The sequence below is a fragment of the Sphingomonas sp. BK235 genome, assembly GCF_004345855.1.
Classification (GTDB): domain Bacteria; phylum Pseudomonadota; class Alphaproteobacteria; order Sphingomonadales; family Sphingomonadaceae; genus Sphingomonas.
Genome location: NZ_SLXN01000001.1, coordinates 765,120 through 789,846, shown reverse-complemented (window position 1 = coordinate 789,846; position 24,727 = coordinate 765,120). Strand labels below are relative to the sequence as shown.

At 71.1% G+C, this 24,727-nt stretch carries 28 protein-coding genes; 14 read left to right on the top strand and 14 right to left on the bottom strand.

The features are described from left to right. Window positions 1-93: 93 nt before the first annotated feature. The 5 genes from gatB to gatC form a co-directional block, all read right to left on the bottom strand. Entirely contained in the window at window positions 94-1,557 is a 1,464-nt protein-coding gene (gene gatB, locus EV292_RS03635) for an Asp-tRNA(Asn)/Glu-tRNA(Gln) amidotransferase subunit GatB (RefSeq protein ID WP_132907790.1), read from the bottom strand. Then, window positions 1,550-1,960 carry a type II toxin-antitoxin system VapC family toxin gene (locus EV292_RS03630; RefSeq protein ID WP_132907789.1) on the bottom strand — a complete coding sequence of 137 codons (411 nt, stop codon included), beginning with the start codon at window positions 1,958-1,960 and terminating at the stop codon, window positions 1,550-1,552. Before EV292_RS03630 ends, gatB begins: the two co-directional genes overlap by 8 nt. Next, window positions 1,957-2,253 (bottom strand): AbrB/MazE/SpoVT family DNA-binding domain-containing protein, encoded by a 297-nt coding sequence (locus EV292_RS03625; RefSeq protein WP_132907788.1) that lies wholly within the window; start codon window positions 2,251-2,253, stop codon window positions 1,957-1,959. The genes EV292_RS03630 and EV292_RS03625 overlap by 4 nt, the downstream gene beginning before the upstream one ends. Before the next feature lie 45 nt (window positions 2,254-2,298). Next, entirely contained in the window at window positions 2,299-3,783 is a 1,485-nt protein-coding gene (gene gatA, locus EV292_RS03620; RefSeq protein WP_132907787.1) for an Asp-tRNA(Asn)/Glu-tRNA(Gln) amidotransferase subunit GatA, read from the bottom strand. 70 nt (window positions 3,784-3,853) lie between these two features. After that, on the bottom strand, window positions 3,854-4,141 hold the full coding sequence (gene gatC / locus EV292_RS03615; protein ID WP_132907786.1) for an Asp-tRNA(Asn)/Glu-tRNA(Gln) amidotransferase subunit GatC: 288 nt from the start codon (window positions 4,139-4,141) through the stop codon (window positions 3,854-3,856). A 139-nt stretch (window positions 4,142-4,280) separates the two neighbouring features. Between gatC and EV292_RS03610 the strand changes: the two genes are divergently transcribed. From EV292_RS03610 to EV292_RS03585, 6 genes are all read left to right on the top strand, one after another. Further along, on the top strand, window positions 4,281-5,381 hold the full coding sequence (locus EV292_RS03610) for a DUF3089 domain-containing protein (RefSeq protein ID WP_132907785.1): 1,101 nt from the start codon (window positions 4,281-4,283) through the stop codon (window positions 5,379-5,381). Window positions 5,382-5,523: 142 nt separating this feature from the next. Then, complete coding sequence (gene ruvX / locus EV292_RS03605; RefSeq protein WP_132907784.1) at window positions 5,524-6,054, top strand: Holliday junction resolvase RuvX; 531 nt, start codon at window positions 5,524-5,526, stop codon at window positions 6,052-6,054. 12 nt (window positions 6,055-6,066) lie between these two features. Further along, complete coding sequence (locus EV292_RS03600; protein ID WP_132907783.1) at window positions 6,067-7,056, top strand: aspartate carbamoyltransferase catalytic subunit; 990 nt, start codon at window positions 6,067-6,069, stop codon at window positions 7,054-7,056. Further along, window positions 7,053-8,270 (top strand): dihydroorotase, encoded by a 1,218-nt coding sequence (locus tag EV292_RS03595; RefSeq protein ID WP_132907782.1) that lies wholly within the window; start codon window positions 7,053-7,055, stop codon window positions 8,268-8,270. The genes EV292_RS03600 and EV292_RS03595 overlap by 4 nt, the downstream gene beginning before the upstream one ends. A 142-nt stretch (window positions 8,271-8,412) precedes the next feature. Next, window positions 8,413-9,342 (top strand): glycosyltransferase family 9 protein, encoded by a 930-nt coding sequence (locus EV292_RS03590; protein WP_243693581.1) that lies wholly within the window; start codon window positions 8,413-8,415, stop codon window positions 9,340-9,342. Continuing rightward, window positions 9,299-9,697, top strand: a complete 399-nt coding sequence (locus tag EV292_RS03585) for a DUF6165 family protein (RefSeq protein WP_132907781.1) — start codon at window positions 9,299-9,301, stop codon at window positions 9,695-9,697. The genes EV292_RS03590 and EV292_RS03585 overlap by 44 nt, the downstream gene beginning before the upstream one ends. A 65-nt stretch (window positions 9,698-9,762) precedes the next feature. On the opposite strand, the gene EV292_RS03580 is transcribed toward EV292_RS03585, so the two are convergent. Beyond that, window positions 9,763-10,359 (bottom strand): histidine phosphatase family protein, encoded by a 597-nt coding sequence (locus EV292_RS03580; RefSeq protein ID WP_132907780.1) that lies wholly within the window; start codon window positions 10,357-10,359, stop codon window positions 9,763-9,765. 172 nt (window positions 10,360-10,531) lie between these two features. Between EV292_RS03580 and EV292_RS03575 the strand changes: the two genes are divergently transcribed. From EV292_RS03575 to EV292_RS03550, 6 genes are read left to right on the top strand one after another with little or no spacing between them, the layout of a single operon-like run. Continuing rightward, window positions 10,532-11,644, top strand: coding sequence for an NAD-dependent epimerase/dehydratase family protein (locus EV292_RS03575; RefSeq protein ID WP_132907779.1), 1,113 nt, complete (start codon window positions 10,532-10,534; stop codon window positions 11,642-11,644). Next, a complete protein-coding gene (locus EV292_RS03570; protein ID WP_132907778.1) occupies window positions 11,641-12,702 on the top strand; it encodes an SDR family NAD(P)-dependent oxidoreductase in 1,062 nt (353 codons plus the stop codon). The genes EV292_RS03575 and EV292_RS03570 overlap by 4 nt, the downstream gene beginning before the upstream one ends. After that, complete coding sequence (locus tag EV292_RS03565) at window positions 12,699-13,784, top strand: glycosyltransferase family 4 protein (RefSeq protein WP_243693580.1); 1,086 nt, start codon at window positions 12,699-12,701, stop codon at window positions 13,782-13,784. The genes EV292_RS03570 and EV292_RS03565 overlap by 4 nt, the downstream gene beginning before the upstream one ends. Then, window positions 13,781-14,896 (top strand): glycosyltransferase, encoded by a 1,116-nt coding sequence (locus EV292_RS03560; protein ID WP_132907777.1) that lies wholly within the window; start codon window positions 13,781-13,783, stop codon window positions 14,894-14,896. Before EV292_RS03565 ends, EV292_RS03560 begins: the two co-directional genes overlap by 4 nt. Further along, window positions 14,893-15,981: a glycosyltransferase gene (locus tag EV292_RS03555; protein WP_132907776.1), complete on the top strand. Its 1,089-nt coding sequence runs from the start codon at window positions 14,893-14,895 to the stop codon at window positions 15,979-15,981. Before EV292_RS03560 ends, EV292_RS03555 begins: the two co-directional genes overlap by 4 nt. Beyond that, a complete protein-coding gene (locus EV292_RS03550) occupies window positions 15,978-17,069 on the top strand; it encodes a glycosyltransferase (protein ID WP_132907775.1) in 1,092 nt (363 codons plus the stop codon). The genes EV292_RS03555 and EV292_RS03550 overlap by 4 nt, the downstream gene beginning before the upstream one ends. A gap of 116 nt (window positions 17,070-17,185) precedes the next feature. On the opposite strand, the gene EV292_RS03545 is transcribed toward EV292_RS03550, so the two are convergent. The 6 genes from EV292_RS03545 to guaB all read right to left on the bottom strand — a co-directional run bounded on the left by EV292_RS03545 (window position 17,186) and on the right by guaB (window position 22,334). Further along, a complete protein-coding gene (locus tag EV292_RS03545) occupies window positions 17,186-17,818 on the bottom strand; it encodes a hypothetical protein (RefSeq protein WP_132907774.1) in 633 nt (210 codons plus the stop codon). Then, window positions 17,818-18,255 (bottom strand): cytochrome c maturation protein CcmE, encoded by a 438-nt coding sequence (ccmE, locus tag EV292_RS03540; protein WP_132907773.1) that lies wholly within the window; start codon window positions 18,253-18,255, stop codon window positions 17,818-17,820. The genes EV292_RS03545 and ccmE overlap by 1 nt, the downstream gene beginning before the upstream one ends. 97 nt (window positions 18,256-18,352) lie before the next feature. Then, window positions 18,353-19,078, bottom strand: a complete 726-nt coding sequence (gene ccmC, locus EV292_RS03535) for a heme ABC transporter permease CcmC (protein WP_132907772.1) — start codon at window positions 19,076-19,078, stop codon at window positions 18,353-18,355. Window positions 19,079-19,166: 88 nt separating this feature from the next. Beyond that, window positions 19,167-19,688, bottom strand: coding sequence for a tetratricopeptide repeat protein (locus tag EV292_RS03530; RefSeq protein ID WP_132907771.1), 522 nt, complete (start codon window positions 19,686-19,688; stop codon window positions 19,167-19,169). Between the two features lie 33 nt (window positions 19,689-19,721). After that, complete coding sequence (locus EV292_RS03525) at window positions 19,722-20,876, bottom strand: RsmB/NOP family class I SAM-dependent RNA methyltransferase (RefSeq protein WP_132907770.1); 1,155 nt, start codon at window positions 20,874-20,876, stop codon at window positions 19,722-19,724. Beyond that, window positions 20,877-22,334, bottom strand: a complete 1,458-nt coding sequence (gene guaB / locus EV292_RS03520; RefSeq protein ID WP_132907769.1) for an IMP dehydrogenase — start codon at window positions 22,332-22,334, stop codon at window positions 20,877-20,879. 131 nt (window positions 22,335-22,465) lie between these two features. On the opposite strand from guaB, the gene EV292_RS03515 reads away from it, so the two are divergent. Together EV292_RS03515 and EV292_RS03510 are read left to right on the top strand one after the other, a co-directional pair. Further along, on the top strand, window positions 22,466-23,428 hold the full coding sequence (locus EV292_RS03515) for an SPFH domain-containing protein (RefSeq protein ID WP_132907768.1): 963 nt from the start codon (window positions 22,466-22,468) through the stop codon (window positions 23,426-23,428). Next, window positions 23,428-23,874 (top strand): NfeD family protein, encoded by a 447-nt coding sequence (locus EV292_RS03510; RefSeq protein WP_132907767.1) that lies wholly within the window; start codon window positions 23,428-23,430, stop codon window positions 23,872-23,874. The genes EV292_RS03515 and EV292_RS03510 overlap by 1 nt, the downstream gene beginning before the upstream one ends. 197 nt (window positions 23,875-24,071) lie before the next feature. On the opposite strand, the gene EV292_RS03505 is transcribed toward EV292_RS03510, so the two are convergent. Both EV292_RS03505 and rpmE read right to left on the bottom strand, forming a co-directional pair. Continuing rightward, complete coding sequence (locus EV292_RS03505) at window positions 24,072-24,395, bottom strand: PilZ domain-containing protein (protein WP_132907766.1); 324 nt, start codon at window positions 24,393-24,395, stop codon at window positions 24,072-24,074. Window positions 24,396-24,431: 36 nt separating this feature from the next. After that, a complete protein-coding gene (gene rpmE / locus EV292_RS03500; RefSeq protein ID WP_132907765.1) occupies window positions 24,432-24,662 on the bottom strand; it encodes a 50S ribosomal protein L31 in 231 nt (76 codons plus the stop codon). Window positions 24,663-24,727: the final 65 nt, after the last annotated feature.

The following is a 24,727-nucleotide window of genomic DNA, read 5'->3' as shown; positions in this document are numbered from 1 at the left end:
CGCGACAGACTGACATTCACTCCCCCCGTCGACGACCCCGCCGTCGAGGGAGAAAGTACCGCCCGCCCGCCGACCGGCAAGCGGGCGGCTGGCTCAGTTCAGCGCCTTCTTCAGCAAGTCATTGACGACCTGAGGATTGGCCTTCCCACCCATCGCCTTCATCGTCTGCCCGACGAAGAAGCCGAACAACGCCACCTTGCCGCCGCGATACTGCTCCAGCTGGCCCGGGTTCTTGGCCAGCACCTCGGCGATCACCGCCTCGATCGCGCCGGTGTCGCTGGTCTGCTTGAGCCCGCGCTCCTCGACGATCTTGCCGGGCGCGTCGCCCGTCTCCAGCATCGCCTCGAACACCTGCTTGGCAAGGCTGCCCGAGAGCGTACCGTCCGCCACCAGCGCGAGCAGCTCGGCCGCCTGGCCCGGCTGCACGGGGCTGTCGCCGATCGACTTGCCCAGTCGATTGAGCGCGCCGAACAGCTCGCTGGTCACCCAGTTCGCCGCCGCGACCGGCGCCGCACCCTGCTCCAGCAGCGCGTCGAACCAGCGCGCGCTCTCCACCTCGGCGGTGAGCACCGCGGCATTGTACGGCGTGATGCCGAGCGCCTCGTAGCGCTGGCGCTTGGCGTCGGGCAGCTCGGGCAGACTCGCGCGGCACGCCTCGAGGAAGGCGTCGTCGAGTTCGAGCGGCAGCAGGTCGGGATCGGGGAAATAGCGGTAATCGTGCGCGTCCTCCTTGGAGCGCATCGACCGTGTCGTGCCGCTGTCGGGGTTGAACAGCCGCGTCTCCTGCACGACCGTGCCGCCGCCCTCGATCAGCTCGACCTGCCGCTTCGCCTCATGCTCGATCGCCGCCATCACGAAACGGACCGAGTTGACGTTCTTGGTCTCGGTGCGCGTCCCGAACTCGGCGCCGGGCCGCCGCACGCTGACGTTGACGTCGGCGCGCATCGAGCCCTCCTCCATGTTGCCGTCGCACGAGCCGACATAGCGCAGGATCGCCCGCAACTTGCGCAGGTAAGCCCCTGCTTCTGAAGGAGAACGCATATCGGGGCGACTGACGATCTCCATCAGCGCCACGCCCGAGCGATTGAGGTCGACGTAGGAACGCGTCGGGTGCTGATCGTGCATCAGCTTGCCCGCGTCCTGCTCGACGTGGATGCGCTCGACCCCAATCATCTTGACCATCTCGCCGTCCTCGATCTCGACCGAGCCTTCGCCGACAAGCGGATGATAAAGCTGAGAAATCTGATAACCCTGCGGGAGATCGGCGTAGAAATAATTCTTGCGGTCGAAGCGCGACCAGCGGTTGATCTGCGCGTCGATCGCCATGCCGGTGCGCACCGCCTGACGGATGCACTCGCGGTTGGGCACGGGCAGCATGCCGGGCATCGCCGCGTCGACCAGCGACACTTGGGTATTAGGCTCGGCGCCGAAGGCCGTCGCCGCGCCCGAGAAGAGCTTGGCCTGGCTGGTCACCTGGGCGTGGACTTCGAGGCCGATCACGACTTCCCAGTCGCCGGTGTCGCCCTTGATACGATAGGGGGTGGATGCGTCAGCCATGATCGGTCTCGGGTGTGATGAGGGTGAGGTTCGGGAAATAGGAGCTGAGCCGGCGGTCGCGCGTCATGAGCGAGGCGCCCAGCGCGACGGCATGACCGGCGATCAGGAAGTCGGCGAGCATCGCGTCACGGGCGCCGCCGCGTCGGCGATATTCGCGAAAGGCGGTCCCAGCAGCGAAGCAAGCGTCGACGGTGAGATCGACGGCGGTGATCCGGAACGCCTGAAGGCGGTCGAGCAGTCGCTCCGGCCGCGTCGCATAGCCCGCGAGCTCGGCGACGACGACCAGATTGACCATCAATAGACGGTCGGCAACCGCGCGATAGGCGTCGCGCGACCAGGCCGCGCCGACGCTCTGCTGCGCGCCGAACAGGTCGATCACGACGTTGGTGTCGAGGAAGATCACGGCAGGCGCTCGTCGCCGCGGAGCGCGCGCATGATCTCGTCGCTCGAACGATCGAACAGCGGATCGGCGGCGACGCCGGCGAACAGCCGGTCGAGCCGCTGCGCCCGCTCCTCGGCGGTCTCCGCGAACGCGGCGCCACTCGGCACGACGACCGCCTCGCCGCGGTCGTTCACGCCCACGTCGACCGGCGCGCCGGGCTTCAAGCCGATGAGGTCGCGCACGTCCTTCGGGATCAGCACCTGTCCCTTGCTGGTCATGTTGGTGCGGGTGCGCTTCTCGAGCGGGGCAGGCATGAGTCCTCCAGTGTTACCGAGAGTAACACCCGCGTCCGACACGGTCTACCACCAGCGCCCAGGTCGCGCGACGAAACCAGCGCGCTCCTCGATCGCCAGCGCGGCGTCGAGCACGCCCTGCTCGTCGAGCGGCTTGCCGATGATCTGCAAGCCCAGCGGCAACCCGCCCGCGTCGATCCCGCCCGGCACGCTCATCGCGGGCAGGCCGGCCAGCGACGAGGGCACGGTGAAGACGTCGTTGAGGTACATCGCCAGCGGGTCGGCCGCCTTCTCGCCCAGCGCGAAGGCCGCCGAGGGGGCGGTCGGCGTCAGCAGCACGTCGCACTGCTCCCAGGCGCGCTCGAAGTCACGCGCGATCAGCGTACGCACCTTCTGCGCCTGGGTGTAATAAGCGTCGTAGAAGCCCGCCGACAGCACATAGGTGCCGATCAGGATGCGCCGCTTGACCTCGTCGCCGAACCCCTCGGCGCGGGTGCGCGCGTACATCTCCTGGAGGTTGGCGCCGTCGGGCAGGTCGCGCAGGCCGTAGCGGACGCCGTCGTAGCGCGCGAGGTTGGACGAGGCCTCCGCCGGCGCGATGATGTAATAGGCCGGCAGCGCGTAGCGCGTGTGCGGCAGCGACACCTCGATGATCTCGGCGCCGGCGTCGCGCAGCCAGTCGATGCCGCGCTGCCACAAAGCGTCGATCTCAGCCGGCATGTCGTTGACGCGATATTCCCGGGGAATGCCGACGCGCTTGCCCTTGAGTGAGGCGTTGAGCCCCGCCTCCCAGTGCGGCACCTCCAGGTCGAGCGAGGTCGCGTCCTTCGGGTCGAAGCCCGCCATCGCCTCGAGCATGATCGCGCAGTCGCGCACGTCGCGCGCCATCGGCCCGGCCTGGTCGAGCGACGAGGCGAAGGCGATCACGCCCCAGCGCGAGCAGCGGCCGTAGGTCGGCTTGATCCCCGAGATGCCGGTGAACGCCGCGGGCTGGCGGATCGAGCCGCCGGTGTCGGTGCCCGTCGCGCCCGGCGCGATCCGCGCCGCCACGGCGGCCGAGCTCCCGCCCGACGAGCCGCCCGGCGCCAGCGGCGCGTTGCCGCCGTCGGCGCGCCGCCACGGGCTGACGACGTTGCCGAAATGGCTCGTCTCATTGGACGAGCCCATCGCGAACTGGTCCATGTTGAGCTTGCCGAGCATGCCCGCGCCGGCGTCCCACAGCTTCTGCGAGACGGTCGACTCATATTCGGGGGTGAAGCCCTCGAGGATGTGGCTCGCGGCGGTGCTCGGCACACCCTTGGTGCAGAACAGATCCTTCATCCCGATCGGCACGCCGGCGAGCGGCCTGGGCGGCTCGCCCGCGGCGCGCGCCGCGTCGGCGGCGTCGGCGGCGGCGAGCGCGTGCCCGGGCGTTTCCACCAGGAAGGCGTTGAGCGGCTTGGCGGCGGCGACCGCGGCGGCGAAGGCCTCGGCCACCTCGCGCGCGCTGAACGTGCCGGCGCGCACGCCGTCGCGAATGTCGCGGATGCCGAGATCGGTGAGGTCAGTCACGAGAGGTCGTCCATGCGGGAGGAGATTCCGGCCTGCGCCGGAATGATCGAGCGACGATCGAGGGCGATCGTCACTCGATCACCTTCGGCACCGTGAAGAAGCCATGCTCGGCCTGGGGCGCGTTGGCGAGCACCGACTCGCGGATGCCGCCGTCGGTCACGACATCGTCGCGCAGCCGCAGACGATTGGCGATCACCGCCGTCATCGGCTCGACTCCGGTCGTGTCGACCTCGCCGAGCTGCTCGATCCAGTCGAGGATGTTACCCAGTTCGGGGGAGAGCCGCTCGGCCTCCTCCTCGGTGATGGCGATGCGGGCGAGCCCAGCGATGCGCCGCACGGTTGCGATATCAACGGACATAGCCGGCGCGCTACCGCGCCCCCCGCCGCAACGCAACCGCGCCTTCACGCGCGCGGTTGCGCGGATCGCAACTCTGAGGCACCTGCTTTGCGATTGCGGCGCCGGCGACTTTGCTGCACCGCAGCATGGTGACATACGCTTGGTCCGCAAATTCCTCTACGTCGTCGCCGGCCTGATCGTGCTCGCGCTCGCTGCCAGCCTCGCCTATCGCTACTGGGGCGTGCCAATGATGCGTGCCGCGCTCGTGCCGGGCGAGACCTTCCGGGCGCAACGCGGACTGACGTCGGCCGACTATCGTGCGGACGCGATGTGGCTGGCGCGACCGTCGCTGGCGAACGACCCGTCGCGCTGGACCCCGCCGGGCTATGCTCCGCGCCGGACGCACGGCGGCGCGGCGGTGTTCTTCATCCATCCCACCTCCTACCTCAGCCGCGCGCATTGGAACGCCCCGCTCGACGACCGCGAGGCCAACGATCGCGCCGCCCTGTTCCTGCGCGGCCAGGCGAGTGCCTTCAACGAGGCGGGCGAGATCTGGGCACCGCGCTATCGCCAGGCGACCTTCGGCGCCTTCCTCACCGACAAGGCCGCCGCCGATCAGGCGCTGGCGCTCGCCTATCGCGACCTGCTCGCCGCCTTCGATGTCTTTCTCGCCGAAATCGCGCCCGACCGGCCGATCATCCTCGCCGGGCACAGCCAGGGTGCGCTCCACCTGACGCACCTGCTCAAGGATCGCGTTGCCGGTCAGCCGCTGGCGAAGCGGATCGTCGCCGCCTACGCGATCGGCTGGCCGATCTCGACCACCACCGACCTGCCCGCGCTCGGCCTGCCCGCCTGCGCGACGCCCGAGCAGCGCGGCTGCGTGCTGGCGTGGCAGAGCTTCGCCGAGCCGGCCGATCCGTCGCTGATCCTCGACACGTTCGATCGCACCTCCGGCTTCGACGGCCGCCCGCGCCGCGGCACGCCGCTGCTGTGCACCAACCCGCTCACCGGAGCGAACGGCGGCAGCGCGCCCGCCAGCGCCAATCTGGGCACGCTCTACCCCAACGCCGATCTGTCGGGCGCGACGATCCGCGCCGGCACGGTCGGTGCGCGCTGCGCCGGGCGCGGGCTGCTGCTGATCGGCAGCCCGCCCGACCTCGGGCCGTACACGCTACCCGGCAACAATTACCACGTCTACGATTACAGCCTGTTCTGGGCCAATGTCCGCGCTGACGCCGCGCGGCGCCTGGCGGCGAAGTGAGCGTGGACCGCCGACCTCTTCTCCCCCGTCATCCCGGCCTCACGCCGGGATCCATGTCTCCGCACGAGCAACGACCGCTGTGTTCGCGGCACCATGGATCCCGGCGCGAGACCGGGATGACGGGGAAAGCGAGCCACCACCGATGACCGCGCCCAGGCCGCGCATCCCGATCGCCACCACCGCCGCCGCTTTCCGTGCCGCGCTCCCGCACGGCGGGCGGCTGCTCGGGCTCGACGTCGGCACCAAGACGATCGGCACCGCGCTGTGCGACGCCGGCTGGAGCTTTGCGAGCCCTGCGCAGCTGATCCGCCGCACCAAGTTCACCGCCGACAAGGCCGCGCTGCTGGCGCTCTCCACCCAGCAGCAGGTCGTCGGCTGGGTGATCGGCCTGCCGCTCAGCCTCGACGGCAGCGAGAGCCCGCGCACCCAATCGACCCGCGCCTTCGCGCGCAACTGCGCCGATCTCGGCCTGCCGCTCCTGCTGTGGGACGAGCGCTGGTCCACCGTCAGCGCCGAGCGCGCGCTGATCGCGCAGGACATGAGCCGCGCCAAGCGGGCCGAGCGGATCGACAATCACGCCGCCGCCACGATCCTCCAGGCCGCGATCGACGCGCTGGCGCTGGCGCCGGTCGAGCCGGGCGAAGCGCTTGCGCCGCCGGGGAGCGCGGACTAGGCACCGCGCTCGATGACCCAATCGGACCACCGCCCCGGCGCCCTGATCCCCGGCGGCGCGGTATTCCCGCATCGCCATCTCACCGGCATCGAGGGGCTCGAGCCGCACGAGATCACCTTCCTGCTCGACGAGGCCGAGACCTGGGTCGAGGCCAATCGCACCCGCGCCGCGCCCGACCGCCGCCTCGCCGGCTTCACCCAGATCAACGCCTTCTTCGAGAATTCGACGCGCACGCTGCTGAGCTTCGAGATCGCGGGCAAGCGGCTGGGTGCCGACACGGTGAACATGCACGCCGCCCAGTCGAGCGTGAAGAAGGGCGAGACGCTGATCGATACGGCGCAGACGCTCAACGCGATGCGCGCCGACGTGATCGTGATCCGTCACATGTCCTCGGGCGCGGTGCGGCTGATCGCGGACAAGGTCGACTGCCCCGTGCTCAACGCTGGCGACGGCCGCCACGAGCATCCCACCCAGGCGCTGCTCGACGCGCTGACGATCCGCCGCCGGCTCGGCGGCATCGCGCACAAGCGCGTCGTGATCTGCGGCGACCTGCTCCACAGCCGCGTCGCCCGCTCGAACATCCTCGCGCTCACCGCGCTCGCCGCGGAGGTGCGCGTGTGCGCGCCCTCGACGCTGATGCCACCCGCGATCGAGCGGTTCGGCGTCACCGCCTTCACCGACTTCGACCGCGCGATGGAGGGCGCCGACGTGGTGATGATGCTGCGGCTCCAGACCGAGCGGATGGCGGGTGGCTATGTCCCGTCGAGCCGCGAATATCACCTGCGCTACGGGCTCACGCTCGAGCGGCTGGCGAAGCATGCGCCGGGGGCGCTGGTGATGCATCCCGGGCCGATGAACCGCGGGGTCGAGATCGACTCGGCGGTGGCCGATCACGTCGAACAGTCGGCGATCACCGAGCAGGTGCAGATGGGCGTGGCGGTGCGCATGGCCTGTCTCGACGTGCTGACGCGGCGCGCACGCGGCGTGGAGGGCTGGGCATGAACCGGTCCGTCCACTTCACCGACGCGCGGCTGGTCTGCCCCGAGCGCGGCGAGCGCGAGGGCGAGCTGCTGATCGTCGACGGCGTGATCGCGGACGGCCCCGCCCCCGCCGACGCGCTGCGGGTCGACTGCCGCGGCAGATTGCTCGCCCCCGCGCTGATCGACGTCGGTGTGGCGCGGATCGACCGTGCCGCCGCACGCGCGGGCGGGATCGTCCGGGTCGCGCCGATGCCCGACCAGGTGCCGGTGCTCGACGAGCCCGGCGCGGTGCAGCGGCTCGCGCTGATCGGCCGCCCGGACCTGTGGATCCACCCGATCGCGGCGGCGACGCGCGGGCTCGCGGGTGCCGATCTGGCGGAGATGGCGATCTGTCTCTCCGCCGGCGCGCGCGCGGTCGGCACCGGCCGCGGCTGGATCGCCGACTCGGGCGTGATGCACCGCGTGCTGAGCTACGCGCGCGACCTCGACGTAGTCGTCATCACGCATGCCGAAGACGGCGGCCTCACGCGCGGTGCTGTCGCGAGCGAGGGCGAGACCGCCTCGCGGCTCGGCCTGCCCGCCGCTCCCGCCGTGGCGGAGGCGCTGGCGATCGCGCGCGACCTGATGTTGGCCGAGGAGACCGGCGCGCGGCTCCACCTCCGCGCGGTCACCACCGCGGCGGGACTCGCGCTGGTGCGCGCGGCCAAGGCGCGCGGCGTGCGCGTGACGTGCGGGATCACCCCGGCGCATCTGCTGCTCTCCGACAATGCGATGAGCGACTTCCGCACCTTCGCGCATCTGTCGCCGCCGCTGCGCAGCGAGGCCGATCGCCACGCCGCGCTCGCCGCGCTGGCGGACGGCACGATCGACCTGCTGTGCTCGGGCCACGACCCGCGCGGCCCCGAGGAGAAGCGCCTCCCCTTCGCCGACGCCAGTCCCGGCGCGGCCGATGCCGCGGCGCTGCTCGCGCTCGGACTCGGACTGGCACGCGACGGGCGCGTGTCGCTGTCGCGGCTGTTCGCGCTGCTCGCGCGGGCTCCAGCGGCGCTGCTCGGGTTAGAGACGGGCGCGCTGCTGCCGGGGTGGCCCGGCGACGTCATCCTCCTCGACCCCGATGCGCCGTGGCGGATCGACGCGGACACGCTGCCGGGCAAGGCGGGCAACACGCCGTTCGACGGGCTGCCGGTGCAGGGCAAGCTGCTGCGCATGTGGAAAGGCGGGCGCGAGCTGGTCTGAGCGGCATATGCGATGTCGCCGCTGGGCTGATCGAGAGCAATGCGTCGAGCAGGGTCGCGCAATCGTCGATAAATCAGCAACTTAAATCCATCGCGCCGGCGCGGCGAGGGAACCGGCCTGCGCCTCGCATTGTTCGTCGCGCATGGAGCAACATAGCAGCTGGGCGGAGGCGATGCGCGCGCGCGACTATGCCGCCGCCTGGGCGCTCGAGCGGCAGGTGATCGCCGGCCGCGACCCGTCCACGCGCGACGACCCGCGCCTGCCCTATCACCAGCGCTGGCTATGGGACGGCCGTGCGTTCGACGGCGTCGACGTCCTGGTGCGCTGCTACCATGGGCTCGGCGATACGCTTCAGTTCGCGCGCTACCTTCCCGCGCTGGCGCGCCGTGCGGCGTGCGTGACGGTGGAGGCACCCGCGCGCGTCCACCCCTTGCTCGCCGATGTCGCGGACGTCACGCTGCACGCCTTCGATCCCGCGCACCCGCTCGAGCCGCGTGACTGCGATATCGAGATCACCGAACTCGCCGGCGCGCTCGCGCTGCGCCCGGACCATATTCCCTTCCCCTACCTCCACGCGTCGGCGGCCCCGATCCCGGCCGGAACGGTCGGCCTGTGTCATCAGGCGGGCGAGTGGGACAGGGATCGCTCGCTGCCCGAGGCGCTGCTGGCGCCGATCGCCGCGCGGCACCGCTGCCTCTCGCTCGTCGCCGCGCCCTCGACGCTGCCGGTGCTCAATCCCCGCGGCTGCCCGTTCGACATGGCGGCGACCGCCGCGCTGGTCGCGGGCTGCGCCGCGGTGGTGACGGTCGACACGATGGTCGCGCATCTCGCCGGCGCGCTCGGCCGGCCGACCTGGTTGCTGCTCAAACACGATCCCGACTGGCGCTGGGACCCGCGGCGCCACGACAGCGACTGGTATCCGACGCTCCGCCTCCACGCCCAGCCCCGCGGCGGCGACTGGGCGCCGGCCGTGGCGGCAGTCGCCCGCGAACTCGACGCCTTCTTCGACGATCAGGGAGAGACGATCCATGGCCAGCCTGCCGAGCCCGTCGGTGCCCGTCTCCTGGGGTGAGCTGCTCGACAAGATCACCATCCTCGAGATCAAGCGCGAGCGGATCGCGCGGGCGGACGCGCGCGCCAATGTCGTGCGCGAATATGCGGCGTTGAGCGGGATCGGCGCGGGCGTGATCGGCCGCGCACCGATCGCCGCGCTGTTCGGCGAGCTGAAGTCGATCAACCAGGAATTGTGGGAGATCGAGGACGCGATCCGGCAGGAGGAGGCGGCGGACTCGTTCGGCAGCGACTTCATCCGGCTGGCGCGCTCGGTGTATCGCAAGAACGACGAACGCGCGCGCCTCAAGCGCGCGATCAACCTCGCGCTCGAGTCCGAGTTGATCGAAGAGAAGAGCTACGCCGCGGTGCGCTGAGCGACCGACAACCCAGCCCTGTCATGACCGCTCGCCGCGGTGGAGGGCGAGCGCCGTCAGACCCGTCAGCCCCTCGCCTGGCGTGGCCGCTCGTTGAGGGCGATCACCGTCGCGCCGCCGTCATCGTTTAGGGCGAGCGTCGTCACCGATCCCGGGTCGCAGCCGAGCTGGAACATCCGCTCGAAGCCCAGGCCGAGCCAATGCGCCACAACGCCCCGGATCACGTCACAATGCGTGACGCACAGGCTGATCCCGTCGGGAAGGGCCGTCAGGAAGCCGAGCGCGCGCGCCACGGCCTCCGCCATCGTCTCGCCACCCGGACAGCGCGCGGTGGCACGCTGCTCGTTCCACGCGCGCCAGGCCGGATCGTCGGCGAGCGTCGCGAAATCGCGGCCGGTGAAGTCTCCGAAGTCGATCTCGTCGAGCGCCGACGCGCGCCGTACCTCCATCGCGCGCGGCAGCGCCACCGCCGCCGCCGTCTCCACCGTCCGCGCGCGCGGGCTGGCGTAGACCGCCACCAGCGGCACCTCGGCGAGGTGATGCGCCAATGCTGCCGCCTCGCGCTCGCCCTGCGGATCGAGCGGGATCGGCGACCTGCCGCTCAACGCCCTGCCGACCTCCGCATGATGGCCGTGGCGCGCGAGAAGAACCTGACGCTGCATGGCTTCGACTCGGCGGCTCCGGCGGGAAATTGCGTAATCGCAATGACTTACGGAACAAAGCTAAGTAGAAGATGTTCCTCTCTCTGTAATCAAGCGGCAACACGGCCGCTTGTCGTTGATGTCGATCAGTCGGCCCGGAACGGGCGGATCGACGAGGAGCGGGAGGGTGGAAATGGAGACGGTTCTCATTACCGGCGGCGCCGGGTTCATCGGGCGCTTCGTCGCCGACGAACTGCTCGCGCGTGGCAACAAGGTGCGCGTGCTCGACAGCCTGATCGAGCAGGTCCACGGCGACGTCGAACGCCCCCCGCTCCTCAACGACGAGGTCGAGCTGATCCGCGGCGACGTGCGCAACGGCGACGTCGTCACCAAGGCGCTCGCCGGCGTCGACAGCGTCATCCATCTGGCCGCCGAGGTGGGCGTCGGCCAGTCGATGTACGAGGTCGAGCGCTATACCTCGACCAACGACGTCGGCACCGCGGTGCTGTTCGAGAAATTGATCGACCAGCCGGTGCGCCGCGTCGTCACCGCCTCGTCGATGTCGATCTACGGCGAGGGGCTGTACCGTGACGCCGACGGCGCGCTGGTGCAGGATGCCGAGCGCAAGGGGCTGCGCGATGGGCTCAGCAATTGGGAGCCGGTCGACACGCAGGGCCGCCCGCTCGCCCCGGTCGCGACTCCCGAGTGGAAGCAGCCCAACCTCGCCTCGATCTACGCGCTCAACAAATACGTCCAGGAGCGCACCACGCACATCATGGCCGCGCCCTACGGCATCGAGGGCGTCTGTCTGCGCCTGTTCAACGTCTACGGTCCCGGCCAGGCGCTCTCCAATCCTTATACCGGCGTGCTCGCGATCTTCGCCTCGCGCCTGCTCAACGGCCAGCAGCCGATGATCTTCGAGGACGGCGAGCAGCGCCGCGACTTCGTCCATGTCTCCGACGTGGCGCGCGCCTTCGCCGACGCGTTGGTGCTGCCGCAGGCGGTGGGCGGCACCTTCAACATCGGCTCGGGCCACGACCGCTCGGTCACCGAGGTCGCCACCGAGCTGGCGCGCGCGATGGGCAAGAACGACATCACCCCCGAGATCGTCGGCAAGGCGCGCATCGGCGACATCCGACATTGCTTCTGCGACACGTCCCTGGCGCAGGACAAGCTCGGTTTCGCGGCGACGCAGGACTTCACCCAGGGTCTCGCCGAGCTGGCCGAATGGGTCGCGCAGCAGACCGCGGTCGACAAGGTCGCGACGATGCGCGCCGAGCTCGAGAAGCGCGGGCTGGTGGCATGACGGCGCCGATCCTCGTCACCGGCGGGGCCGGCTTCATCGGATCAAACCTCGTCGACCGGCTCGCCGACGAGGGGCACGACGTCACCGTCTATGACGCGCTCGCGCGCGCCGGCGTCGAGCGCAACCTGGCGTGGCTGCAGCAGCGCCACGGCCAGCGCGTCCGCTTCGTCCACGCCGACGTGCGCGACGCCGCGCGCCTCGCCGACGAGGTGGCGCGGTCGCGGGCGGTCTTCCACTTCGCGGCGCAGGTGGCGGTGACCACCAGCCTCGACGACCCGGCGGACGATTTCTCGACCAACATCACCGCCACCTTCCAGCTGCTGGAGGCGTTGCGCACGCGCGCGCCGCACGTGCCGCTGATCTTCGCCTCGACCAACAAGGTGTACGGCGATCTCGCCGATCTCGACTTCGCGCTCGAGGATCGCGCCTATGTCCCGACCGACGCGGACGTGCGCGTGCACGGTATCGGTGAAACGCGCGCGCTCGACTTCCATACGCCCTACGGCGTGTCCAAGGGCGCGGCCGACCAATATGTCCTCGATTACGCGCGCAGCTTCGGGCTGAAGACCTGCGTCTTCCGGATGAGCTGCATCTATGGGCAACGCCAGATGGGCACCGAGGACCAGGGCTGGGTCGCGCACTTCCTGATCCGCGCGCTCGATGGCGAGCCGATCACGCTCTACGGCGACGGCCATCAGGTGCGCGACATCCTCGACGTGCGTGACGCGGTGAACGCCTATGTCGCGGCGTGGCAGCGGATCGATCAAGTCGCGGGGCGCGCCTTCAACCTCGGCGGCGGTCCCGCCAACGCGGTCAGCCTGCGCCGGCTGCTCGACCATATCGCCGCGCTGATCGGCCGCCCGGTCGACTTGCGCCTGTCCGACTGGCGGGCGGGGGACCAGCGCTATTTCGTCGCGGACGCGCGTGCCGCGATCGGTGCGCTCGATCTGCCGGCACGGCGTGACTGGCGCGACGGCGTGGCGGCGCTGGCCGACTGGCTCCAGGCGCAGCGCGACGAGAGCGGCGCCAGCGCGCCGCGGATCGAGGTCGCGGCGTGACGCGACGGTTGCTGATGACCGCGGACGCGGTCGGCGGCGTGTGGCAATATGCGATCGAGCTGGCGCGCGGGCTGGTACGCGACGGCTGGGCGGTCGACCTGGCCTCGCTCGGGCCGGCCGCGTCGCGCGCGCAGCGGCTCGAGGCCGATCAGGCGGGCGTCACGCTGCTCGACACCGGCCTGCCGCTCGACTGGCTCGCCAGCGACGCGCGCGCGGTGATCGCCGCCGCCGACGCGGTGGCGCGGCTGGCGCGCGAGCGCGGCGCGGATCTCGTCCAGCTCAACCAGCCGGCGCTGGGCGTGGCGAGTTTCGCCATGCCGGTGGTCACGGTGGTGCACAGCTGCGTCGCGAGCTGGTGGGAGGCGGCAGGCGACGGCCCGCTGCCGCCCAGCCTGCGCTGGCAGACCGATCTGGTCGCACGCGGCCTGTCACGCGCCGACGCCGTCGTGGCGCCGAGCACCGCGCTCGCCGCGACCGTCTACCGCCTCTATCCCAAGGTGCCGATCCCGCTCGCGATCCACAACGGACGGTCGCTGCCGCCCGCGAGCGGGCCGATGCACGATTTCGCCTTTACCGCCGGCCGGCTGTGGGACCGCGGCAAGAACGTCGCAACGCTCGACCGAGCGGCGGCGCGGCTCGGCATCCCGTTCAAGGCCGCGGGCGCGGCCACGGGGCCGCACGGCGAGCACGTCCGCGTCGAGCATCTCCACCTGCTCGGCCATGTCGGCGACGAGGTGATCGCGGGCTGCCTCTCGGCACGCCCGGTGTTCGCCTCGGCCGCGGTGTACGAACCGTTCGGCCTCGCGGTGCTCGAGGCGGCTCTGGCGGGCTGCCCGCTGGTGCTCTCCGACATCCCGACCTTCCGCGAGCTGTGGGAAGGCGTCGCCACCTTCGTGCCGGCGGACGACGCGCTCGGTTTCGCCGCGGCGATCGAGGAGCTGGCCGGTGACGTGCCGCTGCGGGTCGCACGCGGTGCGCTCGCGCGCCGCCGCGCACTGACCTACACGCCCGAGCGCAATCGCCGCGCGATGGCGACGCTGTACGACCGGCTGATCGACGGCGGCGCCAAGGTGGCGGCATGAGGATCGTCTATCTCACGCACAGCCTCGACTCCTGCTGGAATCACGGCAACGCGCATTTCCTGCGCGGCGTGCTGTCCGAGCTGATCGCGCGCGGGCACGACGTCCGCGTCCACGAGCCCGCCGACAGCTGGAGTCGCGCCAATCTGGTCGGCGACCATGGCGAGGAGGCGCTCGCCGCCTATCGCACCGCCTACCCGGAGCTCTCGTCGTCGCGCTACGCCGCCGATGTCGACCCCGCCGCGCTGGTCGACGGCGCCGACGTGGTGATCGTCCACGAGTGGAACGACCATGGCCTGGTCGCGGCGCTCGGCGGCCTCCGCAAGGCCGGGGCGAGGTTCACGTTGCTGTTCCACGACACGCACCACCGCGCGGTCAGCGCGCCCGAGGAGATGCGCGCCTACGACCTCTCCGGCTACGACGGGGTGCTCGCCTTCGGCGAGGCGCTGTCGCGCGTCTATCGCGACTGGGGCTGGGGCGAGCGCGTCTGGACCTGGCACGAGGCCGCCGACACGCGCCGCTTCTTGCCCGTAGAGGGCGAGCGGTCCGGCCTGGTGTGGATCGGCAATTGGGGCGACGGCGAGCGCACCGCCGAGATCGAGCAGTTCCTGCTCGCCCCGGCGCGCGACGCGGCGCTGCCGCTCGACATCTACGGCGTGCGTTACCCCGACGAGGGCAAGGCGATGCTGGCGCGCTACGGCGCGCGCTATCACGGTTGGGCGCCCAACGCCGCCGCGCCCGCGATCTTCGCGCGCGCGCTGGCGACCGTGCACGTGCCGCGGCGGTATTACACCAATATCCTGCCCGGCATCCCGACGATCCGCGTGTTCGAGGCGCTCGCCTGCGGCATCCCGCTTGTCTCCGCGCCGTGGGACGATGCGGAGGGACTCTTCCGCCCCGGCGAGGACTTCCTGTTCGCCGACGATGGCACCGCGATGACGCGCACGCTGGCCGCGCTGCGCGACGATCCCGACCTGCGCGCCGCGCTGGCGCGATCGGGGCTGGAGACCATCCTTGCCCGCCACACCTGCGCGCACCGCGTCGACGAGCTGCTCGCCATCCTCAAGCGCCTCGACGTCCCTTCCCTTTCCGCTGCCCGGAGCACCGCCGCGTGAAGATCGCTTTCTACGGTTCCAGCCTCGTGTCGTCCTATTGGAACGGCGCCGCGACCTATTATCGCGGCATCCTGCGCGCGCTCGCCGAGCGCGGCTATGACATCACCTTCTACGAACCCGACGCGTTCGAGCGCCAGCAGCACCGCGACATCGACCCGCCGCCCTACGCCAAGTCGGTCGTCTACCCCGCGACGGTCGAGGCGATGCGCGCGGTGGTGGCCGAGGCGGCGGAGGCGGACATCGTGGTGAAGGCCAATGGCGTCGGCGTGTTCGACCGCGAGCTGCTCGAGGGCGTCACCGCCGCGGCGCGGCCGGGCGCGCTGAAGATCTTCTGGGACGTCGACGCCGCCGCCACGCTCGACGAGATGCGCGCCGACGCCGACCATCCGGTGCGCGCCGCGCTGCCGTCGATCGACATGGTGCTGACCTATGGCGGTGGTGCGCCGGTGGTCGACGCCTATCGCGGCTTCGGCGCGGCCGAGTGCGTGCCGGTCTACAACGCGCTCGATCCCACCACCCACCACCCGGTCGCGCGCGACGAGCGCTTCGCCTGCGACCTCGCCTTCCTCGGCAACCGCCTGCCCGACCGCGAGGCGCGCGTGGAGGAATTCTTCCTGCGCCCCGCCGCGGCGCTGCCCGACCAGAGCTTCCTCATCGGCGGCAACGGTTGGGACAGCAAGGCGATGCCCGCCAACGTCCGCCACCGCGGCCATGTCTTCACCGCCGAGCACAACGCCTTCAACTGCACGCCGCGCGCGGTGCTCAACGTCGCGCGCGACTCGATGGCGCATGTCGGCTTCTCCCCTGCGACGCGGGTGTTCGAGGCGGCGGGGGCGGCGGCGTGCCTGATCACCGACGCCTGGGAGGGGATCGAGCTGTTCCTCGCACCCGGTCGCGAGGTGCTGGTGGCGCGCGACGGGCAGGACGTCGCCGACCATCTCGCCGCGCTCACGCCCGATCGCGCGCGCGCGATCGGCAATGCCGCACTGGAGCGCGTGCTGGCCGAGCACACCTATGACCTGCGCGGCGCCCAGGTCGACGCGCTCTTCCAGGCGCATGCCGCGCGCGAGCGGGTGGCGGCATGAGGCTCGTCGTCCTCGGCCTGTCGCTCAGCTCGTCGTGGGGGAACGGCCATGCCACCACCTTCCGCGCGCTGCTCCAGGCCTATGCCGCGCGCGGGCACCAGATCCTGTTCCTCGAGCGCGACATGCCCTGGTATGCGTCGCACCGCGACGAGCCCGCGCCCGATTACTGCCGGCTCGAGCTGTACGACTCGCTCGAGTCGCTGGCCGACTGGCGCGAGGTGATCGCCGAGGCGGACGCGGTGATGGTCGGCTCCTACGTGCCCGACGGCATCGCGGTGGCGCGGCTGGTGCAGGACTGGGCGACCGGCGTCACCGCTTTCTACGACATCGACACGCCGGTGACGCTCGCCAAGATCGAGGCCGGCACCTGCGACTATGTCTCGCCCGAGGTGATCCCGGGCTATGACGTCTATTGCTCCTTCACCGGCGGCCCGACGCTGCGTTTGATCGAGCGCCGCTACGGCAGCCCGGCGGCGCGCGCGCTCTACTGCTCGGTCGATGCCGAGCGCTACCGCCCGACCGGCGCGGCGACGCGCTGGGACCTCTCCTATCTCGGCACGTACAGCCTCGACCGCCAGCCGACGCTCGACCGGCTGCTGCTGGAGCCGGCGCGGCGCCATCCCGACATGCGCTTCGTCGTCGCGGGGCCGCAATATCCCGACGACATCGACTGGCCCGCCAATGTCGAGCGGATCGAGCATCTGCCCCCCGCCGACCACCCCGACTTCTACTCGGCGAGCCGCGCCACGCTCAACGTGACCCGCGCCGACATGATCGCGACGGGCTGGTCGCCCTCGGTCCGTCTCTTCGAGGCGACCGCCTGCGGCACGCCGATCGTCTCGGACCGCTGGGACGGGATCGAAGAGCTGCTGACGCCTGGGCGCGAGATCGTGCTGGCGGACTCGCCGGAGGATGTGGAGGCGATGCTGGCGCGCGACGATCTCGCCGCGATGGGCGCGGCGGGGCGCGCGCGCGTGCTGGCGGAGCATACCGCGATCCATCGCGCCGCCGAGCTGGAGGCGCATCTGGAAGAGGCGATGGCGGCCCGACGCGAGCGGTCGGTGGTCGCGGAGGCAGTGCCGGCGTGAGGCTTGGCGGGAGCCAGGCCGCTACGATGCCCCGTTAGAGTCTGATTGGCCCCGGTTGAACCGTGCTCCTGCGTCCGCAGGAGCACCCCGCTGGTTCACGCCATCTGGATCACACGCTATCGCGCCGCGCCGCTCGCCGCGATGAAGCGATCGAGCACCAGCAGCCGCCGCACCAGCTCGCGGCGATAGTCGGTACCGGGCGCGGACAACCGGATTGCTCGGACCCAGCAGGCGCGCGCCTGTGGCAATTGGCCTGCCTTTAGATAGGTCATGCCCAGATAATAAGCCGGTGCGGGATGATCCGGCGCGAGCCGCGTCGCCTGTCGGAAGGCGAGCAGCGCGGGGGGCGAGAGCTGGTCGTCCGCGTCGGCGGCGAGCGTCACCCCCGCCCAGGTCCAGAGAATGAAACTGCGCGGCATCTTCGACAGCCCGCCGAGCACCACGCGCGCCGCCGCGCTGTCATTGCCACTGCGGGTCATCGCATCCGCCGCGACCAGATAGGCGGTGTCCGCGGTGTAGCGCCCCAGCAGGCTGTCGCGCAGCGCGATCTCCTCGGGCTCGATCGGGGTCATCTCCGCGCGCGCGCGCGCCGGGGCGGCGGCCAGGCCGGGCGCGCCCTGCCACGCATAGCCCGCCCCGCCGAGGCACAGTGCCGCGGCGAGCAAGGTCCATAACGCCCGATCGGCGCGCAGCAGCACCAGCGCGGCGAGCGCTCCACCCCCCAGCAGCAGCAGCGCGACGAAGCCCATCACTGCGCTTCCAGCGTGCGGGTCTCGTGCATCTTGCCCGCCATCTGCGGCGGCATGTATTTCTCGTCGTGCTTGGCGAGCAGGTTGGTCGCGCTGAACGAGCCGTCGGGGTTGAAATGCCCCTCGGCCACCACGCCCGAGCCCTCGCGGAACAGGTCGGGCGCGATGCCGCTGAAGCGGACCGGCGTGGTCGCCTGCCCGTCGGTGACGGTGAAGGCGATCGACACGCCGTCCCGCGCGCGGCTGATCGAGCCGGGCGCGACCATCCCGCCGAGCCGTACCGCTTTCTCCGGCGACGGCAGCGCACCGCGCACGTCGCTCGGCGCGTAGAAGAAGGCGGCCTGGCTGCGCAGCCCCGACAGCGCCAGCAGCGCCGCCGCGGCGAGCGCGACGAGGCCGAGCACCACCAGCGTCATCCGCTGCGACTTGGGCGTCACTTCTCGTGCTTCCGCATCGCGCGATAGCTCAGCCAGCCGACCAGCGCGCCCGCGCCGAGGACCAGAGCATAGGCCGCGGTGACGAACAGCCAGGGGTTCACGCCAGCGCCTTCCGCCGCAGCCGCGCCTCGGCCTTGGCCGCGGCGAGGATCGCGCGCATCCGCATCAGCACGATGGCGCCGAACAGGCAGGAAAAGCCGACTAGCATGATCGGCAGCGGCCACAGCAACGAGCGGTCGATCGTCGACGAGGTCAGCCCGATGCTCGGCCCCTGATGCAGCGTGTTCCACCACACCACCGAATAGCGGATGATCGGCAGCAGCACGGTGCCGGCGATGCCGTAGATCGCGGGGACGCGCCCATCGCCGCCGCGCTCGCGGTTGGCGTTGGAGAGCGCGATGAAGCCGAGATAGACGAAGAACAGCAGCAGCATCGAGGTCAGCCGCCCGTCCCACTGCCACCACGTTCCCCAGGTCGGGCGCCCCCAGATCGCACCGGTGACGAGGCACAATGCGGCGAAGGTCGCGCCGGGCACCGCGACGGCGCGCGCGGCGACCTCGGCGAGCGGGTGCCGCCATACCAGAAAGGCGGTGCTCGCGATCGCGATCGCGCTCCACCCGCCCATGCCGAGCCAGGCGGACGGCACGTGGACGTAGAGGATCCGCACCGTCTCGCCCTGGAGATAGTCGGGCGGGGTCTGGGTCAGCCCGGCCCAGCTGCCGAACGCCACCAGCGCCACCCCCAGCCACCACAGCCAGGGCGTGAGCGGGCGCGCGATCCGCAGGAAACGGGCGGGGTTGGCGAGGGCGTGGAGCGTCGGCAAGAGTGTGGTGCGTCTCGATCGGATCAGGCGGGAGGAACAGCTAGGCGATGCAGCAGCTTAGCGGCTCTTACCCGGCGAGGCGAGCGGCTCAGTCGCGCGACGACGGCGGCGCCGCGGGCGGCACGGTGCTGGGCGCGCTGACCTGCGCGGTGGTGACCGGCGGGCCCTTGGCGATCACCGCGGCGAGCTCGGTCGCCTGGGTGCACTGGCCCTGGCACAAGCTGCGCACCCGGGCGAGATTCTGCTTGGCGCGCTCCACCGCACCCTTGGCCACCATCGCCTCGCCCTGTCCGGTCAGCGCGGCGATGTCGTTCGGCTCGAGCAGCAGCGCCTCGCGATAGAGCCGGATCGCCTTGCCCGGCAGCTGGCGCGCTTCCGCCACCTGCGCGAGCGCGATGAAGGCCTGTCGGTTGCGCGGATCGACCGCCACCGCGCTCTCGAACAGATCGGTCGCGCCGTCGATATTGCCCGCGGCGCGCGCCGCTTTGCCCTGCTGGAGCAGCGCCATGCTGCGCGCGTCGATCTGGTCGTCCGGGCGCTGGCCGTGCAGCGAGGTCGAGATCGACACCAGCGCCAGCGCCGCCGCAGTGGCGACCGAGGTGAAACGCATGAACGGCTCCAGCTTCGACACGATCGCCAGCGCCTAGCATGGCGCCCGCAGCCGCGCGACGAAAAAACCGTCGGTGCCGTCGTGCGCTGGGGTGAGACGGACGCCTTGCCCGCGCGCGCGCCCGAACGGCAGCGCGAGCGGCTCGGCGTGCCAGCCGGGATGATCGGCGAGGAAGCGCTCGATCTGGTCCGCCCCCTCGGCGTCGAGCAGCGAGCAGGTGACGAACACCAGCGCGCCGCCGGGGCGCACCGCCGGCGCGCCGAGCGCGAGCACGTGGCGTTGCATCGCGGCGTAGCGCTCGAGCCGATCGGGCGTGAGTCGCCAGCGCGCCTCGGGATTGCGCCGCCACGTGCCGCTGCCTGAGCAGGGCGCGTCGACGAACACGATGTCGGCGCTGATGTCGGCGAGCGCGGCGGCCTCGCGGCCACCGTCGAGCAGGCGAGTCTCGATGATCGTCGCCCCCGCTTTGTCCGCCCGCGGGGCGAGCCGGGCCAGCCGCGCGCGGTCGACGTCGCTGGCGATGATCCGCCCCTGGTTCGCCATCGCGGCGGCGAGCGCGAGGCTCTTGCCCCCTGCCCCGGCGCAGAGGTCCAGCACCGTCATGCCCGGCGCGGCGCCGGCGGCGAGCGTCACCGCCTGGCTGCCGGCGTCCTGCGCCTCGACCAGCCCGGCGAGCGGCGCGAGGTCCGTACCCGCGGGTAGCCGCAGCGCGTCGGGGAGGCCGGAGATCGGCTCGGCGCCGTCAATCGCGGGCGCCTCTCCGAGCAACCGGTTGACGCGCACGTCGAGCGGCGCGCGCTCTACCAGCGCGCCCTGCTCCTCGTTGCCGAGTCCGGATACCGCGAGCCGCTCCGCCAGCCAGTGCGGCAGCACGCCCGGCGTGGCCGCGGGCTCGTCGCCGATCGGCGCCGGGCCGTGCGGCGAGCCGTCGAAGGTAGCGGCGAGCGCCGCGTCCTGTCGAGCGAGCGCGACCAGCGCGGCGCGGCCGCTCGCCGGCCGCTCGCCGAGCGCGCGGATCGCGGCATAGACCAGCTCGCGCACCGCGCGGCGGTCCTTCGAGCCGGCGTAGCGGCGCGTCGCGAAATAGCGCGCGATCAGCGTGTCCGCCGCCGCGCCGCCCTGTTCCGCCGCGGCGACGATCGAGTCGAGCAGCTCGATCGCCGCCTGGGTGCGCGCCGCAGGAGTCACTCAGCGAGTCGGGTAATTGGGCGCCTCGCGCGTGATCGTGACGTCGTGGACATGGCTCTCCTTGAGCCCCGCGCCGGTGATCTGGACGAAGCGCGCGCGCTCCTGCAGGTCGCGGATCGTCGCCGAGCCGGTATAGCCCATCGCCGCCTTGATGCCGCCGACCAGCTGGTGGATCACGTCGCGCGCCGGCCCCTTATAGGGCACCTGCCCCTCGATCCCCTCGGGGACGAGCTTGAGCTGGTCGCGCACCTCGCCCTGGAAATAGCGGTCGGCCGAGCCGCGGCCCATCGCGCCCACGCTCCCCATGCCGCGATAGGATTTATACGCACGCCCTTGATAAAGGAAGGTTTCTCCCGGAGCCTCCTCGGTCCCGGCGAGCAACGAGCCGACCATGCAGGTCGACGCGCCGGCGGCCAGCGCCTTGGCGAGATCGCCCGAGGTGCGAAGCCCGCCGTCGGCGATCACCGGCACACCCGCGGCGGCGCCGGCCTCGGCGCAGTCCATCACCGCGGTGAGCTGGGGCACGCCCACGCCGGCGACGACGCGCGTGGTGCAGATCGAGCCCGGACCGATGCCGACCTTGATGCCGTCCGCCCCGGCGTCGATCAGCGCGCGCGTCGCCTCCCCGGTGGCGACGTTGCCGGCGACGACCTGGACCGAGTTGGACAGCTTCTTCACGCGCTCGACCGCGCGCGCGACGTCGCGATTGTGGCCGTGCGCGGTGTCGATGACGATCAGGTCGCACTCGGCGTCGACCAGCGCCTCGGTGCGCGCGAAGCCCTTGTCGCCGACGGTGGTGGCGGCGGCGACGCGCAGGCGGCCCGCGGCGTCCTTCGTCGCCTCCGGGTACATCACCGCTTTCTCGATGTCCTTCACGGTGATCAGCCCGACGCAGCGATAGGCGTCGTCGACGACCAGCAATTTCTCGATGCGGCGCTGATGGAGCAGGCGGCGCGCCTCTTCCTTCGCGACGCCGGTCGAGACGGTGACGAGATTCTCGCGCGTCATCAGCTCGGCGACGGGCTGGTCGGGGTTCTCGGCGAAGCGCACGTCGCGGTTGGTGAGGATGCCGACCAACTTGCCGTCGCGCTCCACCACCGGGATGCCGCTGATCCGGTTGGCTTTCATCAGCGCCTGCGCCTGCGCCAGCGTCGCCTCGGGCGCGATCGTGATCGGGTTGACCACCATGCCGCTCTCGAAGCGCTTGACCTGACGCACCGCGGCGACCTGCTCGTCGACGGTGAGGTTGCGGTGGAGCACGCCCATGCCGCCCAGCTGTGCCATCACGATCGCCATGTCGGCCTCGGTGACGGTGTCCATCGCCGAGGACAGGATCGGGATGTTGAGCGCGATGTCGCGCGTCAGCCTCGTGCGCGTGTCCGCCTCGCCGGGGAGCACCGCGGACTCGGCGGGCGTCAGCAGCACGTCGTCGAAGGTGAGGCCGAGGCGGATATCCATGAGGCGCCGAATCCTTGGGAGCGAGGAGTGGCGCGCCATGTAACCGCGTTCCCCGCATCTCGCTAGGCCCCCCGCCCCGCACCGGCTATGATCGCGGCGTGGACGCGGTGAGACCGCGGGGGAGAGAGACGATGACGGTGACGCTGGCCCTGTTGTTCCTGGCTTTGGTCGTCTTCTACCTGCTGACGAGCATCAAGATCGTCCGCCAGGGCTATCAGTACACGATCGAGCATTTCGGCCGCTACACCGGCACCGCCGCGCCCGGCTTCAACTTCTACCCCGCCTTCTTCTACCGCGTCGGCCGGCGCGTGAACATGATGGAGCAGGTGATCGACATTCCCGGGCAGGAGATCATCACCAAGGACAATGCGATTGTCTCGACCGACGGCGTGGTGTTCTTCCAAGTGCTCGACGCCGCCAAGGCGGCCTATGAGGTGTCCGACCTCTATGTCGCGCTGCTCCAGCTGACGACCACGAACCTGCGCACCGTGATGGGGTCGATGGACCTCGACGAGACGCTGTCCAAGCGCGACGAGATCAACGCGCGGCTGCTCTCGGTGGTGGACCACGCCACCGTCCCGTGGGGCGTCAAGATCACCCGCGTCGAGATCAAGGACATCCGCCCGCCCGCCGATATCGTCGCCGCGATGGGCCGGCAGATGAAGGCCGAGCGCGAGAAGCGCGCCAACATCCTCGACGCCGAGGGATCGCGCGCCTCCGAGATCCTGCGCGCCGAGGGGCAGAAGCAGGCGCGCATCCTCGAGGCCGAGGGCCGGCGCGAGTCGGCCTATCGCGACGCCGAGGCGCGCGAGCGCGCGGCGGAGGCCGAGGCCAAGGCGACGCAGGTGGTGTCGGACGCGATCGCCGCGGGCGGGACGCAGGCGATCAACTATTTCGTCGCGCAGAAATATGTCGAGGCGGTCGGCAAGTTCGCCACCAGTCCGAACGCCAAGACCATACTGTTCCCGGTCGAGGCGACGCAGTTGATCGGCACGCTGGGCGGGATCGGCGAGCTGACCAAGAGCGTGCTCGCGGCCAAGGACCCGCCCGAGCCGCCGCTCGACCTGCCGCGCTCGGCGCTCGATCCGCGGTGATGGGCTGGGACTGGCTGGGCGACCCCGGCGCGGCGTGGCTCGCGGCGGCGCTGCTGCTCGGCATCGCGGAGCTGGCGGTGCCGGGCGTGTTCCTCGTCTTCCTCGCGCTCGCGGCGGCGGTGACCGCGGCGATCAGCTACGCGCTGGCACCGCTGCCGCTCGCGGCGCAGTTGGTCTGCTTCGCGCTCTGGAGCGCGGTGGCGGTGATCGTGGGGCGGCGTTGGTACCGCGACTATCCGGTCGGCGGCGGGGACGAACGCCTCAACGACCGCGCCGCCCGACTCGTCGGCGAGGTGACGCGGCTGGAGAGCGCGATCGTCGACGGCCGCGGCCGCGTCGCCGTGGGTGATGGGAGCTGGCCCGCGCGCGGCCCTGACCTGCCCGCGAACGCGCGCGTGCGCATCGTCGCGGTGCGCGACGGCGTGGTCAGCGTGGAGGAAGCGTGAGGGCGTCGCCCGCGGTGTTGCGGAGGAGGTGCCCCCGAAACCGGCGTCATCCTGAACTCGTTTCAGGATTCACCGTGCCGCGCACTCAGCGGCGGTAGGCGTAGGCAGGAGCGTGAATCCTGAAACGAGTTCAGGATGACGCTAGGTAGGAAGACGCTTTCGCGGGCCATCGCCGCCGCCCGCTCACGCCTCGCTCCTCAGTGCGGCAGGCCGTAGCGCGTCACCAGCGACTCGAACGTCTCGTCGGTCAGCGGCGAGAGGAACTGGCAGCCCGCCACCAGATCGTCGGCCCAGACGACGATCGCCGCGACCACGCCCAGCCCCGGTATGGTGAGCCAGATCGACTCGTCGCGCGCCATGGCGGAGAAGGTCAGCAGCCGACAGCCGTGCAGCGAGAGGTCCATGACCTTGCACAGGGTGCGCGCCATGCCGCTCTGCTCGACCGGTGCCGAGACGGCGACGGGGGCGCGGCGTCCGCGTCGGACGGGGCGCTCGGCGGGGGCATATTCGGCAGCGAACATGGCGGCGATGCTACGCCGCCATGCCTAACAACAGGTTTACTTACGCAGCGTGAGCCCGCCGCCGAAGCGCTTGTTGAAGCGCGCGACCTGGCCACCCTGGTCGAGCATCTGACCCTTGCCGCCGGTCCAGGCCGGATGCGCGAGCGGATCGATCTCGAGCGTCATCACGTCGCCTTCCTTGCCCCAGGTGGAGCGAGTCTCGTAGACGGTGCCGTCGGTCATCTGCACCTTGATCATGTGATAGTCGGGGTGGGTATCGTTCTTCACGGTCACGCTCCTGAGCGGCTGGTTCCGACCAGCCTGGGACAGCAAGCCGCGCGCCCTACAGCGCG

What these genes read in the sequence shown, in the direction of transcription:
- EV292_RS03575 (WP_132907779.1), top strand. Translation starts at nt 10,532, where the DNA reads ATGGAGACGGTTCTCATTACCGGCGGCGCCGGGTTCATCGGGCGCTTC.
- EV292_RS03590 (WP_243693581.1), top strand. Translation starts at nt 8,413, where the DNA reads ATGGAGCAACATAGCAGCTGGGCGGAGGCGATGCGCGCGCGCGACTAT.
- EV292_RS03570 (WP_132907778.1), top strand. Translation starts at nt 11,641, where the DNA reads ATGACGGCGCCGATCCTCGTCACCGGCGGGGCCGGCTTCATCGGATCA.
- EV292_RS03550 (WP_132907775.1), top strand. Translation starts at nt 15,978, where the DNA reads ATGAGGCTCGTCGTCCTCGGCCTGTCGCTCAGCTCGTCGTGGGGGAAC.
- EV292_RS03510 (WP_132907767.1), top strand. Translation starts at nt 23,428, where the DNA reads ATGGGCTGGGACTGGCTGGGCGACCCCGGCGCGGCGTGGCTCGCGGCG.
- gatC (WP_132907786.1), bottom strand. Translation starts at nt 4,141, where the DNA reads ATGTCCGTTGATATCGCAACCGTGCGGCGCATCGCTGGGCTCGCCCGC.
- EV292_RS03580 (WP_132907780.1), bottom strand. Translation starts at nt 10,359, where the DNA reads ATGCAGCGTCAGGTTCTTCTCGCGCGCCACGGCCATCATGCGGAGGTC.
- gatB (WP_132907790.1), bottom strand. Translation starts at nt 1,557, where the DNA reads ATGGCTGACGCATCCACCCCCTATCGTATCAAGGGCGACACCGGCGAC.
- EV292_RS03545 (WP_132907774.1), bottom strand. Translation starts at nt 17,818, where the DNA reads ATGGGCTTCGTCGCGCTGCTGCTGCTGGGGGGTGGAGCGCTCGCCGCG.
- EV292_RS03505 (WP_132907766.1), bottom strand. Translation starts at nt 24,395, where the DNA reads ATGTTCGCTGCCGAATATGCCCCCGCCGAGCGCCCCGTCCGACGCGGA.
- ruvX (WP_132907784.1), top strand. Translation starts at nt 5,524, where the DNA reads ATGACCGCGCCCAGGCCGCGCATCCCGATCGCCACCACCGCCGCCGCT.
- EV292_RS03595 (WP_132907782.1), top strand. Translation starts at nt 7,053, where the DNA reads ATGAACCGGTCCGTCCACTTCACCGACGCGCGGCTGGTCTGCCCCGAG.
- EV292_RS03585 (WP_132907781.1), top strand. Translation starts at nt 9,299, where the DNA reads ATGGCCAGCCTGCCGAGCCCGTCGGTGCCCGTCTCCTGGGGTGAGCTG.
- EV292_RS03560 (WP_132907777.1), top strand. Translation starts at nt 13,781, where the DNA reads ATGAGGATCGTCTATCTCACGCACAGCCTCGACTCCTGCTGGAATCAC.
- EV292_RS03625 (WP_132907788.1), bottom strand. Translation starts at nt 2,253, where the DNA reads ATGCCTGCCCCGCTCGAGAAGCGCACCCGCACCAACATGACCAGCAAG.
- EV292_RS03600 (WP_132907783.1), top strand. Translation starts at nt 6,067, where the DNA reads ATGACCCAATCGGACCACCGCCCCGGCGCCCTGATCCCCGGCGGCGCG.
- guaB (WP_132907769.1), bottom strand. Translation starts at nt 22,334, where the DNA reads ATGGATATCCGCCTCGGCCTCACCTTCGACGACGTGCTGCTGACGCCC.
- EV292_RS03515 (WP_132907768.1), top strand. Translation starts at nt 22,466, where the DNA reads ATGACGGTGACGCTGGCCCTGTTGTTCCTGGCTTTGGTCGTCTTCTAC.
- EV292_RS03530 (WP_132907771.1), bottom strand. Translation starts at nt 19,688, where the DNA reads ATGCGTTTCACCTCGGTCGCCACTGCGGCGGCGCTGGCGCTGGTGTCG.